The organism is Brevibacterium sp. 1718 (genome assembly GCF_051131255.1).
Classification (GTDB): domain Bacteria; phylum Actinomycetota; class Actinomycetes; order Actinomycetales; family Brevibacteriaceae; genus Brevibacterium; species Brevibacterium sediminis.
This window is the reverse complement of the sequence record NZ_CP186550.1, coordinates 145,562-161,021: the sequence shown is the minus strand read 5'-3', so window position 1 is coordinate 161,021 and position 15,460 is coordinate 145,562. Positions and strand designations below refer to the sequence as shown.

Genomic DNA, 15,460 nt, shown 5'->3' with positions numbered 1-15,460 from the left:
CAGCGGTCGGCGTCCGGTAGCGTGATGGGCATGCCGGAGACTCCTGACGCCGCGACCGTGTCCCTGACGATTCCCGAACTGCGTGACCTGTGCATCGCAGCGATCACCGCGGCCGGCGGATCACCAGCGCTGGCGCAGTCTCTGGCGGGCGCGACAGTGGCGGCCGAGCGACGGGGCAAGACTGCTGTAGGCACGGCGCATCTCGGCGATTATCTCGACGGCCTCGAGGCCGGCCGCATCAACGGGCGGGCGCAGCCGAAGGTGACGAACCAATTGCCCGCCGCACACCACGTCGACGCCGACCGCGGCACCGCGCAGCTCGCCTTCGACGCAGCCTTCGACGACTACGCCTCGTCTGTCGCAACGCTCGGCATCTCCGTCCTCAACATCGCCAACGCCTTCACCGCCGGAGAGCTCGGCCACTTTACGACGCGACTGGCCGAACGAGGCCTGGTGGCGTTTGCCGGGGCCAACTCACCGGCGCTGATGTCGCTGTTCGGCGCACCGGGATCGGCGACCGGAACGAACCCGTTCTCGTTCGCCGTTCCCCATTCCGATGGCCCGCGGATGTTCGATCAGGCGACCAGTGCTACCGCGTGGGTCAACGTCCGCGACGCCGCCGATCGAGGAGAGACGATCCCCGACGGATGGGCACTCGCACCCGGCGGAGCGGCCACGAACGATGCCGAGGCCGCCCTCGCGGGTTCCCTGCTGCCATTCGGCGGGGTCAAGGGCAGCAATGTCGCTCTCATGATCGAACTCCTCGCCGTCCACGGCGGGGGCCGCTTCTCCGTCGACGCACCTGCCTTCGACTCGGGACAGGAGAGTCCGGGCACTGGCCTGTTCATCATCGCGATCGCGGCAGATGCTTTCGACCCTGACTATTCGCAGCGGGTCGCCGAGCATCTTGACCGTCTGCATGCACGGTTCGGCTTCGACTTCGGCCGCAAACGCAGCCTCGAGGTCGTCAAGCTGCCGGAGGAACTCCACTCTGCGCTGATCACTCGCAGCCGTAGTTGAGCGGTCGGTGCCTGTGCTCAGCTGCCGAGGGTGGCCAGTGCCGCTTTGATCCGTTCCCGGGCGTCGGGATCGGTGGCGGCCAGGGGCCGCCTCGGTGAACCGACGGGGACGCCGCGCAGCTCGAGGCCGGTCTTGACCGCCTGGATGAACGGTTCTGAGATCATCGCGTCGATGACCGGGTAGAGCCGCTGCCACTCCTCGCGGGCCCCGTGGAGGTCGCCGTCAGCGATCTTCGTCGACACCGACACGATCTCGGACGGCAGGACGTTCGCGGCCCCCGCGACCATTCCGGCCGCTCCCTCGACGAGGCCGGAGTAGATGTAACTGTCCCAGCCGATGAAGGTGGAGATGACGTCGCTGTGGTGGTGGATGAGCTGAAGTGCCTGTTCCCAGTTCGCGCTCGAGTCCTTGATGAAGCGGATGTTCGCGACATCCTCGGCGAGCTGCCTCACTGTGCCGGGGTCGAGGTTGACGCCGGTGGCGGCCGGGATGTTGTATAGCATGACGTCGATGTCGACGGCCGCGGCCACGGTCTTGATGTAGTCAACGGTCTCGGCCAAGGTCAGAGGCTCGTAGTAAGGAGTGACGATCATGAGGACATCGGCTCCGGCCGCCTGCGCCGCCTGGGAGTGACGGATGGCTTCCCGCGTCGAGGTGGCTCCCGTCTGCGCGACGATCGGCACGCGCCCGGCGGTGCGCTCGATGACGATTTCGAGCATCTGCTGGCGTTCGTCCCCGCTCATCGTGGCGAATTCCGCAGTCGAGCCGCCGACGACGAGGCCGTCGACTCCGCCGTCGATCGAACGGTCGACGACGCGCCCGAGGGCGTCGTAGTCGATGTTCTCCTCGGCGTCGAAGGGGGTGGTCAGTGCGGTGAGGACTCCGCGCAGGGTGGTTGTCATGATGCCTCCGAAGTGATGGTGGTCGATGCTGAGTTGGTGTCCGTCGTCTCCCCCGCCGAGGCGGTCCCCGCCTGATGCTGAGGCGGTTCGTTCTCGTTGGGGTGCTGGACGGGGTGGTGCCGGCGGGTCTGGCGCGCCGTGACGAGAATGTTCGCCGCCTCTTGTGCGGCAGTGAAGCCGGAGCTGATGGCGGTCTCCGTGTACAAGGTGCCCATGTAGTCGCCGGCGAGGAACACCCGCCCGGAAAGCGCGTTGAGTGTCGGCTGAAGTTTGCCGCGACCCGGGAAGCAGTAGGGTGCGCCGGTGCGCCACCGCTGAACCTGGGCCTCTTCGACGATGCCGGCGAACCCGGGCAGGACCTCGTCGAGGTCGCCGATGTAGGTGTCGACGATGTCCTTGTCATCCTGGTCGAGCAGCTTGCGAGCCAAGCTCGCCGGAGAGAAGGTCATGATGCTTCCGCCCGGCTGACGCTCCGATTCCGTGCCGCGGACGATGTTGCCCTGGTTCATCACCACGTTGAACGAGCGCTTCGGCGTGGCGATCCCGTAGGCCCGGTCCCAGGGCTGAGGTTCGGTCTCGTTGGTGAGGAACGCCGCGGACACATAGGGACCGTAGACGATCTGCCCGAGCGCCTCGCGCTTATCCTCCTGCAGGTCGACGGCGATCTTATGGGCCACGGTCGCCGGAGTGGCGAGCACGACGGACAGGGCCTCGATCTCATGGTCGATGTCGTCCTGCCGATAGCGGACGACGACATGGTCCTTCTTATGGACGATCTCGTAGACTTTCGCATCCAGCTGGATGTTCTCCTGCAGCGGAGCCGCGATCGACTCGACGAGGTTGGACGGCCCGCCGCCGATGCTGCGGTTGAGACCCTGCCCGATGTTCCACACGAGGCTGAAGTAGCCGATGCCGGCACCGGCGGCGAGTTCATCGGGGTCGGCTGCCGAACGGGTGATCGTCGGCCGGAACATCGCCTCGGCGTCTTCGGACAGTTCCCCGATATAGTCGGCGAACGAGCGGTCGTTCTCGAAGTCGTAGATCCTCTGCTGACGCATCTCCGAGCTCTCGTTCGGGCGCAGTCGCACGGCGTTGGCGTAGCGGAGGACGTCGGCGGAGACCTTGACCCCGGCCTTGATCATCGATGCGCGGTCCTTCAACGACATCGGGATCCGGAACGGATACGACTGGACGGGTCCGTCAATGAGCAGCTTGCCGTTCATCGACACCGCAGACAGCGATCCGGGGATCTTCGACGAGCGGGTCTGTGTCTCGGTGATAAGGGAATTCGTCGCTGTCTTGCCTCCGGCGAACATGTGTCCGCCCCAGTTGAGGAAATAGCGTCCGCGGTTCTCCGAACGGATCCGACCGCCGACTCGGGAACCCGATTCCAGCAGCGTCACATCCCAATTGCGCAGTCGCCATGCTGCTGACAGTCCGGCGAGTCCGCCGCCGACGATGACGGCATCTTTCATGGGGAGCACCCCCTCTCTACTCTGAGCGTCCGCGCACCTTCACGCAGATCAACTGCACTCAGAATAGGATGTGATCACATTTTTCCGCAAGTGTTTGATCACATCCGATTTCAGGAGTTTCTTCAGGCCCGCACCTGCCGGCCCTTCAAGCGCCCAACCCGGCGCGGATGCGGCGGACGGCGTCGTCGAAGGACTCTTCGGTCACCTCGGCGGCCGCCCCCGGATCGCCGGCGTCGACGGCATCCATGAGTCGACGCTGGTGCTTGAGCAGCGGCGCCTTGGCGTCGGCCGCGATCTCCCGCCTGGCGCCGACGAGTTTGTACGCCCGGCAGCGCAGCCACAGGGTCCGGATCGTCTCAACGAGGACGGGATTGCCCGAGGCAGAATAGATCGTCGCGAGCAGCTCCTCGTCGTGGTCGAGATACTCCGAGGCATCGCCGGAGTCGAGAGCCGCCTCCATCGCCGCGAACTCCTCATCGAGCCGCGCCCGGCCCGCCCCGTCGAGCTTCTGCGCGCCCTGGACCGTCGCTTCGACCTCGAGGATGCGACGCACGGAATAGATCTGCAGCAGCTCCTCGGCGGTGAATTCCTTGACCACGGCCCCGCGGTGCGGGCTGGTCTCGACGAGTCCGACCTCCTCGAGCCGGGCCAGCGACTCCCGCACGGGCATGACGCTCGTACCCAGGGACGCCGCGAGCTGGCGTATCCGCAGTCGATCGCCGCTGCGATATTCGCCGGAGAGAATGCTCGCCTGCAGCGCTTCGAACACCTGGTCGCCGATGCGCGGGCCGATCTCGGTCTGGGTCTCGCTCATAGTCGACAGTCTATCCACGCCGAGGCGGCATGCAGCGGTTTCATGGCCTCCGTCCCCTCGGCACCGTGGATACGCCGACCGCTCAGGTTGCCGTCGACCGCTCGCCGCATACCGCGGTACAGCGACGGCAACCTGAGCGGTCGGCGCGAAAGCGGTTCTAGCGCAGGACGATCGTCCTCTTGCCCGAGAGGAACACACGGCCGTCGCAGTGCCACTTCACGGCGTTGGACAGCGCCTTGCATTCGGCATCGCGGCCGGCGGCCACGAGGTCCTCGGGAGTGAAGGCATGGTCGACCTCGACGAGCTGCTGAGCGATGATCGGACCCTCGTCGAGTTCGCTGTTGACGAAGTGCGCGGTCGCCCCGACGGTCTTGACTCCGCGTTCCCATGCCTGGTGGTAGGGCTTCGCACCCTTGAACGACGGCAGGAACGAGTGGTGGATGTTGATGGCGCGTCCGGTGAGTTCGCGCGCGAGGTCGTCGGAGAGGATCTGCATATAACGGGCGAGCACCACGAGGTCGACCTCGAAGCGGTCGACGAGTTCGAGCAGCTTCGCCTCGGCCTCGGGCTTCGTCTCCTTCGTCACGGGGATCCGGAAGAAGGGAATGTGGTGCCATTCGACGAGCTCACGGTGGTCGGGGTGGTTCGATACGACCGCGGCGATCTCGATCGGCAGCTCGCCGACCCGGGCGCGGAAGAGCAGGTCGTTGAGGCAGTGCTCGAACTTCGAGACCATGATGAGCACCCGCCGCTTCTCCCCCTGCGGCCACAGCTGCCAGGTCGCGCCGAACTCCTCGCCGATCGCTTCGAAGTCGGTCCGCAGAGCCTCGACACCATTGCCGGGCTCGTCGGAGACGCTGAAGTCGATGCGCAGGAACAGCTGCTGAGTCGACTGGTCATCGAACTGTTTGAGTTCCTTGATGTCTCCGCCGTGGGTGAGCAGGGCACCGGTCACGGCATGCGTGATTCCGGGGCGCTCGGCGCATTCGAGAGTGAAGATGTAGTCCTGCATGTCTGTGTCCTTCTGTCCGTGGGGCAAGGTCTGTGTGGTGCGAGGTCGGGATGGTGCTCAGCATTCGACGACGTTGACGGCGAGGCCGCCGCGCGATGTCTCCTTGTACTTCGATTTCATATCGGCTCCAGTCTGCCGCATGGTCTCGATCGCCTGATCGAGGCTCACCCGGTGGGAGCCGTCGCCGTGCATGGCCAACCGGGCCGCATTGATCGCCTTCACCGAGGCGATGGCATTGCGTTCGATGCACGGCACCTGCACGAGCCCGCCGACGGGATCGCAGGTCAGCCCGAGGTTGTGCTCGAGTCCGATCTCCGCGGCGTTCTCCACCTGTTCGGGAGTTCCGCCGAGTACGGCGCACAGGCCTGCGGCAGCCATCGCACAGGCCGATCCGACCTCCCCCTGGCAGCCCACCTCGGCGCCGGAGATCGACGCATTGCGTTTGAAGAGGATCCCGATCGCCCCGGCCGTGAGCAGGAATTGCACGACGGCATCGTCGGCAGCACTCGCACCAGCGGCGGTGCCGGCTCCGTCACCGGAGCTCGCATCCCCGCCAGCCGTCCCGTCGCCGGTGACGAACCGGTCCATGTAATGGAGCACCGCGGGAATGATGCCCGCGGCCCCGTTCGTCGGGGCAGTGACGATCCGCCCGCCCGAGGCGTTCTCCTCGTTGACGGCCAAGGCATAGAGGTTGACCCACTCGAGAGCATCGAGCGAACCCGATGCCCGGTAGTCCGCGTCCTCGAGCTTCGCCCGCAGTTCGGGGGCGCGCCTGCGGACCTTGAGCCCGCCGGGCAGCGTCGTCTCCTCCCGCGTGCACCCGTTGTGCACGCATTCGCGCATCACCGCCCAGATCGCCAAAAGCTTCTCCCGCAGCTGCTCATCACTGCGGGTCACGCGTTCGTTGACGGCCATGAGCTCGGCGATGCTCAGCCCATGCTCGCGGCAGCGGGCGAGGAGTTCATCGGCCGTGGCGAAATCAATCGTCCGACCGACTTCCTGCCCGGCCTGTTCAGACGCCTCGATCGTCTCGGCAGCGTCCTTCTCGGCCGCGAGCTCCTCGGCGGTGACGACGAATCCCCCACCGACCGAGTAGTACTCGCGCTCGATGACCTCATCATCGACCTCGGCGCGGATGAGCATCCCATTGGGATGGCCGGGAAGATTCTTCCGCATGTGCAGGACGAGATCCGTCTCCGGGTCGAATTCGATGACGAGACGCCCGCCGAGGTGGAGCTTGCGTTGGGTCTTCACCTCGGCGACCAGCGGACCCACCTGGTCGGGGTCGAGCGTTTCGGGATCGAAACCGCTCAGACCTACGAGCACCGCCGAATCCGAACCGTGCCCGATGCCGGTCGCGGCCAGCGAACCATAGAGTCCGACCCGGACCCGACGCACCCGGTGCAGGAGACCTTGCCCCTCGAGTTCGTCGACGAATCGCAAGGCTGCACGCATCGGCCCCACCGTGTGCGAGGAGGAGGGGCCGATGCCGATCGAGAACAGATCGAGGACCCCGAGTGCCATCAGCCGACGTCCTCTTCACGCGCCGAGGCTCCGCTGGCATCGACGCTGTCGAGGAACTCCGCCATTCCATCGAGCAGCCAACGGACCGTGAAGTCCGCGAAGCTCGCCCGCGGATAGACGCGGTAGGTGTCCTCACCGCTGTGGTGGAGGATGACCGGCACGGGACCCAGCGCCGTGACGATCGCGGATCCGATGCCGAAGGCGCGAGGGTGGAGATCGGCGCGGCAGCTCTTCTCGAGCACGTCCCGAGCCTTCTCCCCCGTCAGTTCGAGGATCGTCCGGTTGGCCGAGAGATCGACGGCCTGTCCGGGCAGTCCCTCGAGTCCTGCCTCGGCGACGATCGTCTCTCCCGGCTGCTGCTCGCGGGAGACATCGACGGCGAGGAACTCGTCGGGGCTCAGCCACAGCACGTGCTGAGCCGCCGGATCACCGGTGACTTCGCCGACGCTGCGCGGCAGGTTGAGACCGAATGTGTCCTCGAGCGACGTCCACGATGCGGAGTCAGGCTGTGCCCGCAGGCCGATCTGCACCGTGAAGGGCAGTTCGCGCAGGCCGACGCTGCGGCCGCCGGCGGCACTCGCCTCGGACATCAGTCCGGCGAGGTGCGCGGCCGGCGAGACCCGCAGGTCATCGAGTCCGCTCGACCCGGTGCCCGTGTGGGCGGTCTGCGCTTCAGCCGTCGAGGGGGACTCTGCCGTCGCAGGGGTGGAATAGGTGGTGTCAGCCATCGCGGCGGTTTCCTTCCGGATCGTAGAAGACGGGCGAGGTGATCTCGACGTCGACGAGGGTGTCGCCGAAGGGAGACTTGACGATCTCACCTTCGCGGTTGCGGCCGTTCTCGACGAGTGCGAGACCGAACGGCCGGTCGAGGCTCGGCGAGATATACGACGAGGTGACATGCCCGATCATCGGCACCGGTCCGTTCTCCGGTGTGACGGGAGTGCCCGCCGCAATGAGCTGCGCACCTTCGGCCAGCCGGGTGGTGCCGTCGACGGGCAGGACTCCAACGAGATGCTTGCGGTCCTCACGGGCCGTGTCGACCCGGGAGTAGGAGCGTTTGCCGATGAAGTCCTTGACCTTCGACACGATCCACTCCATGCCCGCGTCCTGCGGGGTCACAGTCCCGTCGGTGTCCTGCCCGACGATGATGAAGCCCTTCTCCGCACGCAGCACGTGCATGACCTCGGTGCCGTACGGGGTGATGTCGAACTCGGCACCCGCCTCGGCGACGGCCTCCCACACGGCCAGCCCGTAGAACGTGTCGACGTTGATCTCGAAGGCGAGCTCACCGGAGAACGAGATCCGGCAGATGCGAGCGGGAATGCCGTTCGCCAGGGTGGTCTCACGGAAGCCCATGAACTCGAAGGCCTCGTTCGACACGTCGAGGTTCGGGGCGATCTTGGCGATGACATCGCGCGAGCGGGGTCCGGCGACGGCGACGGTCGACCACTGTTCGGTCACCGAGGTGAAGACGACGTCGAGGTCGGGCCATTCGGTCTGGTGCCATTCCTCGAGCCATTCGAGGACGGTCGCGGCCCCACCGGTCGTCGTCGTCATGTAGTAGCGGTCCTCGGCCACGCGCAGGGTCACACCGTCGTCGAAGACCATTCCGTCGGGCTTGCACATCAGCCCGTACCGGCCCTTGCCGACCCCCAGCTTCTTGAAGCCGTTCGTGTAGATCTGGCCGAGGAATTCCCCGGCGTCCTTCCCGCGGATCTCGATCTTGCCGAGCGTCGAGGCGTCCTGGAAGCCGACGGATTCGCGCACGGCCTTGCCCTCGCGCAGCACCGCCGCCTCCATGTCCTCACCCGGCTTCGGGTAGTACCAGGGGCGCTTCCACTGCCCGACGTCTTCGAACTCGGCACCGTGGGCGACGTGCCAGGGATGGATCGAGGTGACCCGGGCCGGGTCGAAGAGTTCGCCCTTGCGCCGTCCGGCCAGCGCCGCAAAGGGCACCGGTGCGAAGGGGGCGCGGAAGGTCGTGTGCCCGACCTGACCGAGATCGTCGGCCTCCCCCAGCACCGAGGCGATCGCGCCGATCGCGTTGACCGCTGAGGTCTTGCCCTGATCGTTCGCCGTCGAGATCGAGGTGTAGCGCTTGATGTGCTCGACCGAGCGCATGCCCGCGCCCATCGCCCGCTGCACATCGGCGACGGTCTGGTCACGCTGGAAGTCGATGAAGTGCGTGCTCAGGTTCGCGTGATCGTCCTGCGCCGAGGTGACCAGCCACAGCGGACGGGCCGGAGCATAGGCCATCGCCGAGGCTGCGGGCACGGCGAGCGCGGCCGGGAAGCCGGTGCGGTTCGCCGCTTGGTTCCCCGCCTCGGCGCCCTGCCGCAGAGCCGCTTCGAGCGAGTAGTCCCCGGTCACTGCGCCGACGGTGAACTGGTCACGCGCTGAGGTCGTCGGCACGAAGGCAGCGATGTCGACGTTCCAGTGGATCGGACCCTTGCGCTGACCGTGCAGGTGGATGACAGGTGAATGCCCGCCGGAGACGGCGAGCAAGTCGACGGCGATCTCTTCGCTCTCAGCAGCAGCGACGCCGTCGTCGTCGAGTCCGGCGACGCTGACGGCGCTGACCCGTCCGGCGGGTCCTTCACCGGCGGTGCCGGTGACGGCGGAGCCGAGGATGAGACGGGTGCCCGTGGCTGCGGTGACGGATTCAGCGATCGCCGAGGCTGAGGTGCGGGAGTCGATGACCGCAGGGACGGTGATGCCTGCCGCGTGGAGGTCGGTGACGAGGTCATAGGCGGAGTCGTTCGTCGTCGCCACGGCCACGTTCTGCCCGGCGGCCACACCGTAGCGGCCGAGGTAGGTGCGCACGGCCGAGGCGAGCATGATGCCGGGACGGTCATTGTCGGCGAAGACGATCGGACGGTCGTGCGCACCGGTGGCGAGCACGACCTGACCGGCGCGGATGTGCCAGACCTTCTGGCGCACTCCGCGGCCACCGGCAGCGGCGACGGCGTCGGTGCGGTCTTCGAGGGCGACGAAGTAGTTCGAGTCGTAGCTGCCGAAGACGGTGGTGTTCTTCACGTAGGTGAGCTCTTCGTGCTCGGCGAACCCGGCGACGGTGGACTCGACCCAGGCGAGGGCGTCGACGCCGTCGATCGTTTCGGCCGTGGCCGGTCCCGCCGCGAGCAGCGAGCCGCCGGGCAGGGACTGGTCGTCGAGGAGGAGGGTGCGCGCACCGGACTTGCCGGCTTCCCGGGCCGCGGCGAGTCCGGCAGGGCCGGCGCCGACGATGAGAACGTCGGTGTGCACGTGCTTGTGTTCATAGGTCAGTTCGTCCTGGCCGGGGTCGAGGATGCCGAGCCCGGCGAGGTAGTCGGCCTCGAGTCCTTCGGCGATGGCGACGCGGGTGGCGGGCAGCATCGACTCGGAGACGTCTCCGGGGAATCGGGAATGCACGCGGACGAGCGCATTGGACTCCTCGACGCCCGCGCCGAGGATGCCGCGGGCCCGACCCAGATAGGTCGAGTTGCCGCAGTCGATGCGGCCCGCGGCGATGAGCGCGCTGGCGATCGTGTCACCGGCGAAGCCCGAGTAGGTCGCTCCGTCGACCGTGAAGTCGATCGGGCGGGCGGTGTCGATGCCGGTGGCACCGGGCAGACGAGACGCCGAGTGCAGGCGGGTGGTGTTCGTCATCGAACCTCTCCTTGCGTGTCGGGACGGGGCGAGCCGATCGGGTAGATGGCGGTGAAGTCGTAGGTGGCCGTGTCGCGGATGGCGTTGAACCACTTCCGGCAGCCAGCGCTGTGGCTCCACATCTCGGCGTAGGCGCCGCGGCTGTTCTCACGGTAGAAGAGGTACTCGGCCCATTCCCTGTCGGTCAGGGCGTGCGGGTCTTCGGGGTAGGGAACGTGCGCCTGTCCGCCGTAGTGGAATTCGGTTTCGTCGCGTGGCCCGCAGTTCGGGCAGTCGATGAGCAGCATGTCGGTGTCTCTTTCCTTCCGCTCAGTGAGCCACGGCTGCGGCGCCGTGTTCGTCGATGAGGTGACCGGTTTCGAAGCGGTCGAGGGCGAATGGGGCGTTGAGCGGGTGGGGTTCGTCGTTCGCGATGGTGTGTGCGTAGGTGAAGCCCGCCGCGGGGGTGCCCTTGAAGCCGCCGGTGCCCCAGCCGCAGTTGGCGTAGAGTCCTTGGACTTCCGTCTTCGACACGATCGGTGAGGCGTCGAGGGTGACGTCGACGTTGCCACCCCAGGTGCGCAGCACATGGGCGCGGGCGAAGATCGGGAACAGCTCGACCGCGGCGGCCAGCTGCTCCTCGATGACGTGGAAGCCGCCTCGTTGACCGTATCCGTTGTAGGAGTCGACGCCGGCGCCCATGACGAGTTCGCCTTTGTGCGCTTGGGAGACGTAGACGTGGACGTGGTTGGACATGACCACGGTCGGGTGTACGGGTTCGAAGAGTTCGGAGACCAGCGCCTGCAGCGGGTGGGTCTGGATCGGCAGGCGGATCCCGGCCATGTCGGCGAGCACCGAGGAGTCGCCAGCCACGGCAAGAGCGACCTTCTCGGTGGCGATCGGTCCGCGGTTCGTCTGGACGCCGACGACCTGATTGCCGATGCGTTCGATGCCCGTGACTTCGCAGTTCTGGATGATGTCGACGCCCATCTCATCGGCCTTGCGGGCGAAGGCCCAGGCGACGTGGTCGTGCTTGGCGATGCCGGCGCGCGGCTGATAGGTGCCGCCCATCACGGGGTAGCGGAGGTCGTCGCCGATGTTGATGATCGGGCAGACTTCCTTGACTTGGCTTGCATCGAGCCATTCGGCGTCGACGCCGTTGAGCTTGTTCGCGTTCACCCGGCGCTGGGATTCGCGCACGTCCTGAAGAGTGTGGGCGAGGTTGAGCACGCCGCGCTGGGAGAAGAGGAAGTCGTACTCGAGTTCTTCGGGCAGCTGTTCCCAGAGCTTGAGGGACTTCTCGTAGATCGCGGCGGATTCGTCCCACAGGTAGTTCGAGCGGATGATCGTCGTGTTGCGGGCCATGTTGCCCCCGGCAAGCCAGCCTCTCTCAAGAATGGCAATGTTCGTCATTCCGTGGTTCTTCGCCAGGTAGTAGGCGGTGGCGAGTCCGTGTCCGCCGCCGCCGACGATGACGGCTTCGTAGGACTTCTTCGGCTCCGGGTTGCGCCACAGGAAGTCGGGGTGTTCGGGAAGCTGGTCAGCCATCAGCGTGCTCCGATCTCGGTGAGGGTGGGGTACAGGGGGTGGTCGTTCGCCAGTCGGGTGACGCGTTCGCTCAGTTCGGCGATGGTCTCCGGGCTGGCTCCGTTCTCGTCCGTGCCGGCCTTGAGCACCTCGGCGATGATGTCGGCCGCCTCGGCGAATGCTTCGCTGCCGAATCCGCGGCTGGCGAGCGCCGGGGTGCCGATCCGCAGACCGGAGGTGACCATCGGTGGTCGGGGGTCGTCGGGGACGGCGTTGCGGTTGACGGTGATGCCGATCTGAGCGAGCAGATCTTCGGCCTGGGCTCCGTCGAGAGTCGAGTTGCGCAGATCGACGAGGACGAGGTGGACGTCGGTGCCGCCGGTGAGGACGGAGATTCCGCGTTCGGCGACATCGCCGTCGGTCAGGCGGCGGGCGAGTTCGCCGGCCCCGGCCAGGGTCCGCTTCTGCTTGTCAACGAAGGTGTCGGTGGCGGCCAAGCCGAAGGCCACTGCCTTGCCGGCGATGACGTGCTCGAGGGGTCCGCCCTGCTGTCCGGGGAAGACGGCGGAGTTGATCTTCTTCGCGATGTCCGCGTCATTGGTGAGGATGATGCCGCCTCGGGGGCCGCCGAGGGTCTTGTGCGTCGTCGACGACACGACGTGGGCGTGCGGGACCGGTGAGGGGTGGAGTCCGGCGGCGACGAGTCCGGCGAAGTGGGCCATGTCGACCATGAGGTAGGCACCGACCGAGTCGGCGATGCGGCGGAACTCGGCGAAGTCGAGCTGCCGGGTGTAGGCCGACCAGCCTGCGACGATGAGCTTCGGCTGGTGCTCGTGAGCGAGGCGTTCGACCTCGGCCATGTCGACGCGTCCAGTCTCGGCATCGAGACCGTAGGGGACGATCGAGTAGAGGCGGCCGGAGAAGTTGATCTTCATTCCGTGGGTGAGGTGGCCGCCGTGGGCGAGGTTGAGTCCGAGGACGGTGTCGCCGGGACGGATGAGTGCGTGCATGACCGAGGCGTTGGCCTGGGCGCCGGAGTGCGGCTGGACGTTTGCGTACTCGGCACCGAAGAGTGCCTTGACGCGGTCGATGGCGATGCGTTCGATCTCGTCGACGTGTTCGCAGCCGCCGTAGTAGCGGCGGCCCGGGTAGCCCTCGGCGTACTTGTTCGTGAGCACCGACCCTTGAGCTTCCATGACGGCCGAGGCGGTGTGGTTCTCCGAGGCGATCATCTCCAGGCCCTCGCGCTGCCGGGCCAGTTCGGCGTCGATGAATCCGGCGATCTGCGGATCGAGTTCAGCGATCGAGGTGCTCAGTTCGACGGGTTCACGGCTGGGGAAGGTCCCAGCGGAAGCGCTTGTCGGGGCACTGGCCGTGCCGGCTTCGGCAGGATTGGCGAGTTGCTCTGTCATGGATCTCCTTCGACCTGTCGCGATCGGCCTTTCCCAGCTGATCGGCAACTAATATATCAGATGCTTTCCTGTAGTGTAGGCAGAGAATTCCAGCCGATGCAATACGTTTGCCGCAGAGATTATGAAGGGGCTTCTCATGAGCACATCCGCCGACGCGACGTCACCGACGACGTCCTTGGCGAATCGCGCCTATGAGATCCTCCGCCACCGTCTCATCATGCTCGACATCGCTCCTGGCGATCCGATCAACGAGGCGGCCCTCAGCGCCGAGCTCGAGGTCGGCCGCACGCCGATCCGCGAGGCCCTCAAGCGACTCGAACGCGATCATCTCGTGGTGTCCTATCCGCGGCGCGGCACCTTCGCCACGAATGTCGACCTCACCGATCTGTCGACGATCTCCGAGATGCGCGAAGCACTCGAGCCCATCGCCGCCAGGCGCGCGGCCCACAATCTCACACCGGAACGGCGCGCGGATTTCACGGCAGCAATCGCCGACCTCAAGGCACTCGAGTCGACCGACGAGCAGCGCACGCTGATGGAACGCGACCTCGACGTCCACCGCCTCATCTACAGCTCGGTGGACAATCCGCACCTATCGGAGACGCTCATCCGCCTCGATGATCTGGCTACCCGCATCTGGTGCCTCGTCATCCCGGGGATCCCGGATCTCGTCACTCACATCCGCGAGCACATCGATCTGCTCGAGGCGATCCTCGACGGGGACGAACAGACCGTGATCGCCCGCGCCGCCGAGCACGTCCGCGAGTTCGACAAGACCGTCCGCTCCACCTTGCGCTGAGGTCCCACTTCACCCGCTCACAGTCCCAGACCCCGCTGGAAGCCAGCCACCCAGAGCCGCACCAACAACGGCGCCGCCGCTGAACCTCGACTGCCTTTGACGTGATCACATTCACACGCTAACGTGCATGAATGTGATATATCAGTTGTCGACCTGATTCTGTCGACACCTCATTCCCTCAACGACGAAGGACTTCCATGGCTGAGACCTCCACTGCCGCCCATCTGGCCACGACCGAGAAGACCAGCATTCTGCGGGTCACCACCTATGCCGGGGCGATCATCGCGTTCCTCATCGGTTCGGGCTTCGCCACCGGTCAAGAGATCCTCCAGTACTACGCGTCCTATGGATTCTGGGGCGTCTTCGGCACCGGCCTCCTGGTGCTCGTGCTCATCTCCTATGTCGCCGTCGAGCTCTTCCTCACGGGCAGGCGGGAGCAGTTCGAGAGACCCTCACGCGTCTTCTACTACTACGGCGGGAAATACCTCGGCACATTCTTCGACTACTTCTCGATCCTCTTCGTATTCCTCTCGTTCACTGTGATGATCTCCGGCGCCGGCGCGGTCTTCGAGGAGCATTACGGACTGTCGAAGTTCATCGGCGGGATCGCCCTGGCAGCCGTCGTCTGCGCCACCGTATGGTTCGGACTGACCAGCCTCGTCGACGTCATCGGCAAGATCGGCCCGGTCATCGTCGTCGTCGCGATCGCCCTCGGCGTCTATGGAATCATGCGCGACCCCGAAGGCATCTCCACCGGAGTCGACATCCTGCCGAGCCTCGACGTCACTCAGGCGTCGTCGAACTGGTTCCTCTCCGGCCTGTCCTATGTCGGATTCTGCATGCTCTGGCTCGCGGCGTTCCTCGCAGCCCTCGGCAAGACCGTGAAGAACCGCCGCGAGGCCACAGCCGGAGGCTTCGTCGGAGGCATTGCCTTCTCCCTGGCCTGCATGGTCGTCGGACTCGGGCTGCTGGCCAACATCGGCGAGGTCTTCGATGCCGAGATCCCGATGCTCGTCCTCGCCAGCAGTCTCGGACCGTGGGTCGGGGCGCTCATCTCCGTGATGATCCTCGCCGGGATCTACACGACGGCGATTCCGCTGCTGTGGACGGTGTCATCGCGCTTCTTCGACGACAAGACGAAGAAGTTCAAGTACGTGACCATCGCCCTTGCCTTTCTCGGCACGATCATCGGCCTCGTCCTGCCGTTCTCGCAGATGGTCAACATCGTCTACGTCATCAACGGCTACGTCGGCATCGTCCTCCTGGCGCTGATGATCGTCCGCACGATCCGCCACGTGGCCACCCACGGCAGGGTCTGAGCCGGAACATTCCCCTCGCCGAGGCGGCC

13 protein-coding genes are annotated in these 15,460 nt (G+C 66.1%); 3 read left to right on the top strand and 10 right to left on the bottom strand.

Going from position 1 to position 15,460, the window contains the following annotated elements; translation table 11 throughout:
* The first annotated feature begins 30 nt into the window (after positions 1-30).
* A complete protein-coding gene (locus ACOZ9V_RS00700) occupies positions 31-1,020 on the top strand; it encodes an Ldh family oxidoreductase (protein WP_434592754.1) in 990 nt (329 codons plus the stop codon).
* A gap of 17 nt (positions 1,021-1,037) precedes the next feature.
* On the opposite strand, the gene dapA is transcribed toward ACOZ9V_RS00700, so the two are convergent.
* From dapA to glyA, 10 genes are all read right to left on the bottom strand, one after another.
* Positions 1,038-1,922 carry a 4-hydroxy-tetrahydrodipicolinate synthase gene (gene dapA, locus ACOZ9V_RS00695; RefSeq protein WP_434592751.1) on the bottom strand — a complete coding sequence of 295 codons (885 nt, stop codon included), beginning with the start codon at positions 1,920-1,922 and terminating at the stop codon, positions 1,038-1,040.
* A complete protein-coding gene (locus ACOZ9V_RS00690) occupies positions 1,919-3,397 on the bottom strand; it encodes a protoporphyrinogen/coproporphyrinogen oxidase (RefSeq protein WP_434592748.1) in 1,479 nt (492 codons plus the stop codon). The genes dapA and ACOZ9V_RS00690 overlap by 4 nt, the downstream gene beginning before the upstream one ends.
* Before the next feature lie 145 nt (positions 3,398-3,542).
* On the bottom strand, positions 3,543-4,211 hold the full coding sequence (locus tag ACOZ9V_RS00685; RefSeq protein ID WP_139467727.1) for a GntR family transcriptional regulator: 669 nt from the start codon (positions 4,209-4,211) through the stop codon (positions 3,543-3,545).
* A 157-nt stretch (positions 4,212-4,368) separates the two neighbouring features.
* Positions 4,369-5,223: a formyltetrahydrofolate deformylase gene (purU, locus tag ACOZ9V_RS00680; protein ID WP_092009573.1), complete on the bottom strand. Its 855-nt coding sequence runs from the start codon at positions 5,221-5,223 to the stop codon at positions 4,369-4,371.
* Positions 5,224-5,280: 57 nt separating this feature from the next.
* Positions 5,281-6,747: an L-serine ammonia-lyase gene (locus ACOZ9V_RS00675; RefSeq protein WP_434592745.1), complete on the bottom strand. Its 1,467-nt coding sequence runs from the start codon at positions 6,745-6,747 to the stop codon at positions 5,281-5,283.
* The gene (locus ACOZ9V_RS00670) at positions 6,747-7,475 is read right to left on the bottom strand and encodes a sarcosine oxidase subunit gamma (RefSeq protein WP_259358115.1); all 729 of its coding nucleotides are present in this window, start codon (positions 7,473-7,475) and stop codon (positions 6,747-6,749) included. Before ACOZ9V_RS00670 ends, ACOZ9V_RS00675 begins: the two co-directional genes overlap by 1 nt.
* A complete protein-coding gene (locus tag ACOZ9V_RS00665; RefSeq protein WP_434592741.1) occupies positions 7,468-10,395 on the bottom strand; it encodes a 2Fe-2S iron-sulfur cluster-binding protein in 2,928 nt (975 codons plus the stop codon). Before ACOZ9V_RS00665 ends, ACOZ9V_RS00670 begins: the two co-directional genes overlap by 8 nt.
* Entirely contained in the window at positions 10,392-10,682 is a 291-nt protein-coding gene (locus ACOZ9V_RS00660) for a sarcosine oxidase subunit delta (RefSeq protein WP_139467723.1), read from the bottom strand. The genes ACOZ9V_RS00665 and ACOZ9V_RS00660 overlap by 4 nt, the downstream gene beginning before the upstream one ends.
* 22 nt (positions 10,683-10,704) lie before the next feature.
* Entirely contained in the window at positions 10,705-11,922 is a 1,218-nt protein-coding gene (locus ACOZ9V_RS00655; RefSeq protein WP_139467722.1) for a sarcosine oxidase subunit beta family protein, read from the bottom strand.
* On the bottom strand, positions 11,922-13,313 hold the full coding sequence (glyA, locus tag ACOZ9V_RS00650) for a serine hydroxymethyltransferase (RefSeq protein WP_181271136.1): 1,392 nt from the start codon (positions 13,311-13,313) through the stop codon (positions 11,922-11,924). The genes ACOZ9V_RS00655 and glyA overlap by 1 nt, the downstream gene beginning before the upstream one ends.
* 136 nt (positions 13,314-13,449) lie before the next feature.
* Here glyA and ACOZ9V_RS00645 point away from each other — a divergent pair, with 136 nt between their 5' ends.
* Positions 13,450-14,112, top strand: a complete 663-nt coding sequence (locus tag ACOZ9V_RS00645; RefSeq protein WP_434592736.1) for a GntR family transcriptional regulator — start codon at positions 13,450-13,452, stop codon at positions 14,110-14,112.
* Between the two features lie 197 nt (positions 14,113-14,309).
* Entirely contained in the window at positions 14,310-15,431 is a 1,122-nt protein-coding gene (locus tag ACOZ9V_RS00640; protein WP_434592733.1) for a YkvI family membrane protein, read from the top strand.
* Positions 15,432-15,460 lie beyond the last annotated feature (29 nt).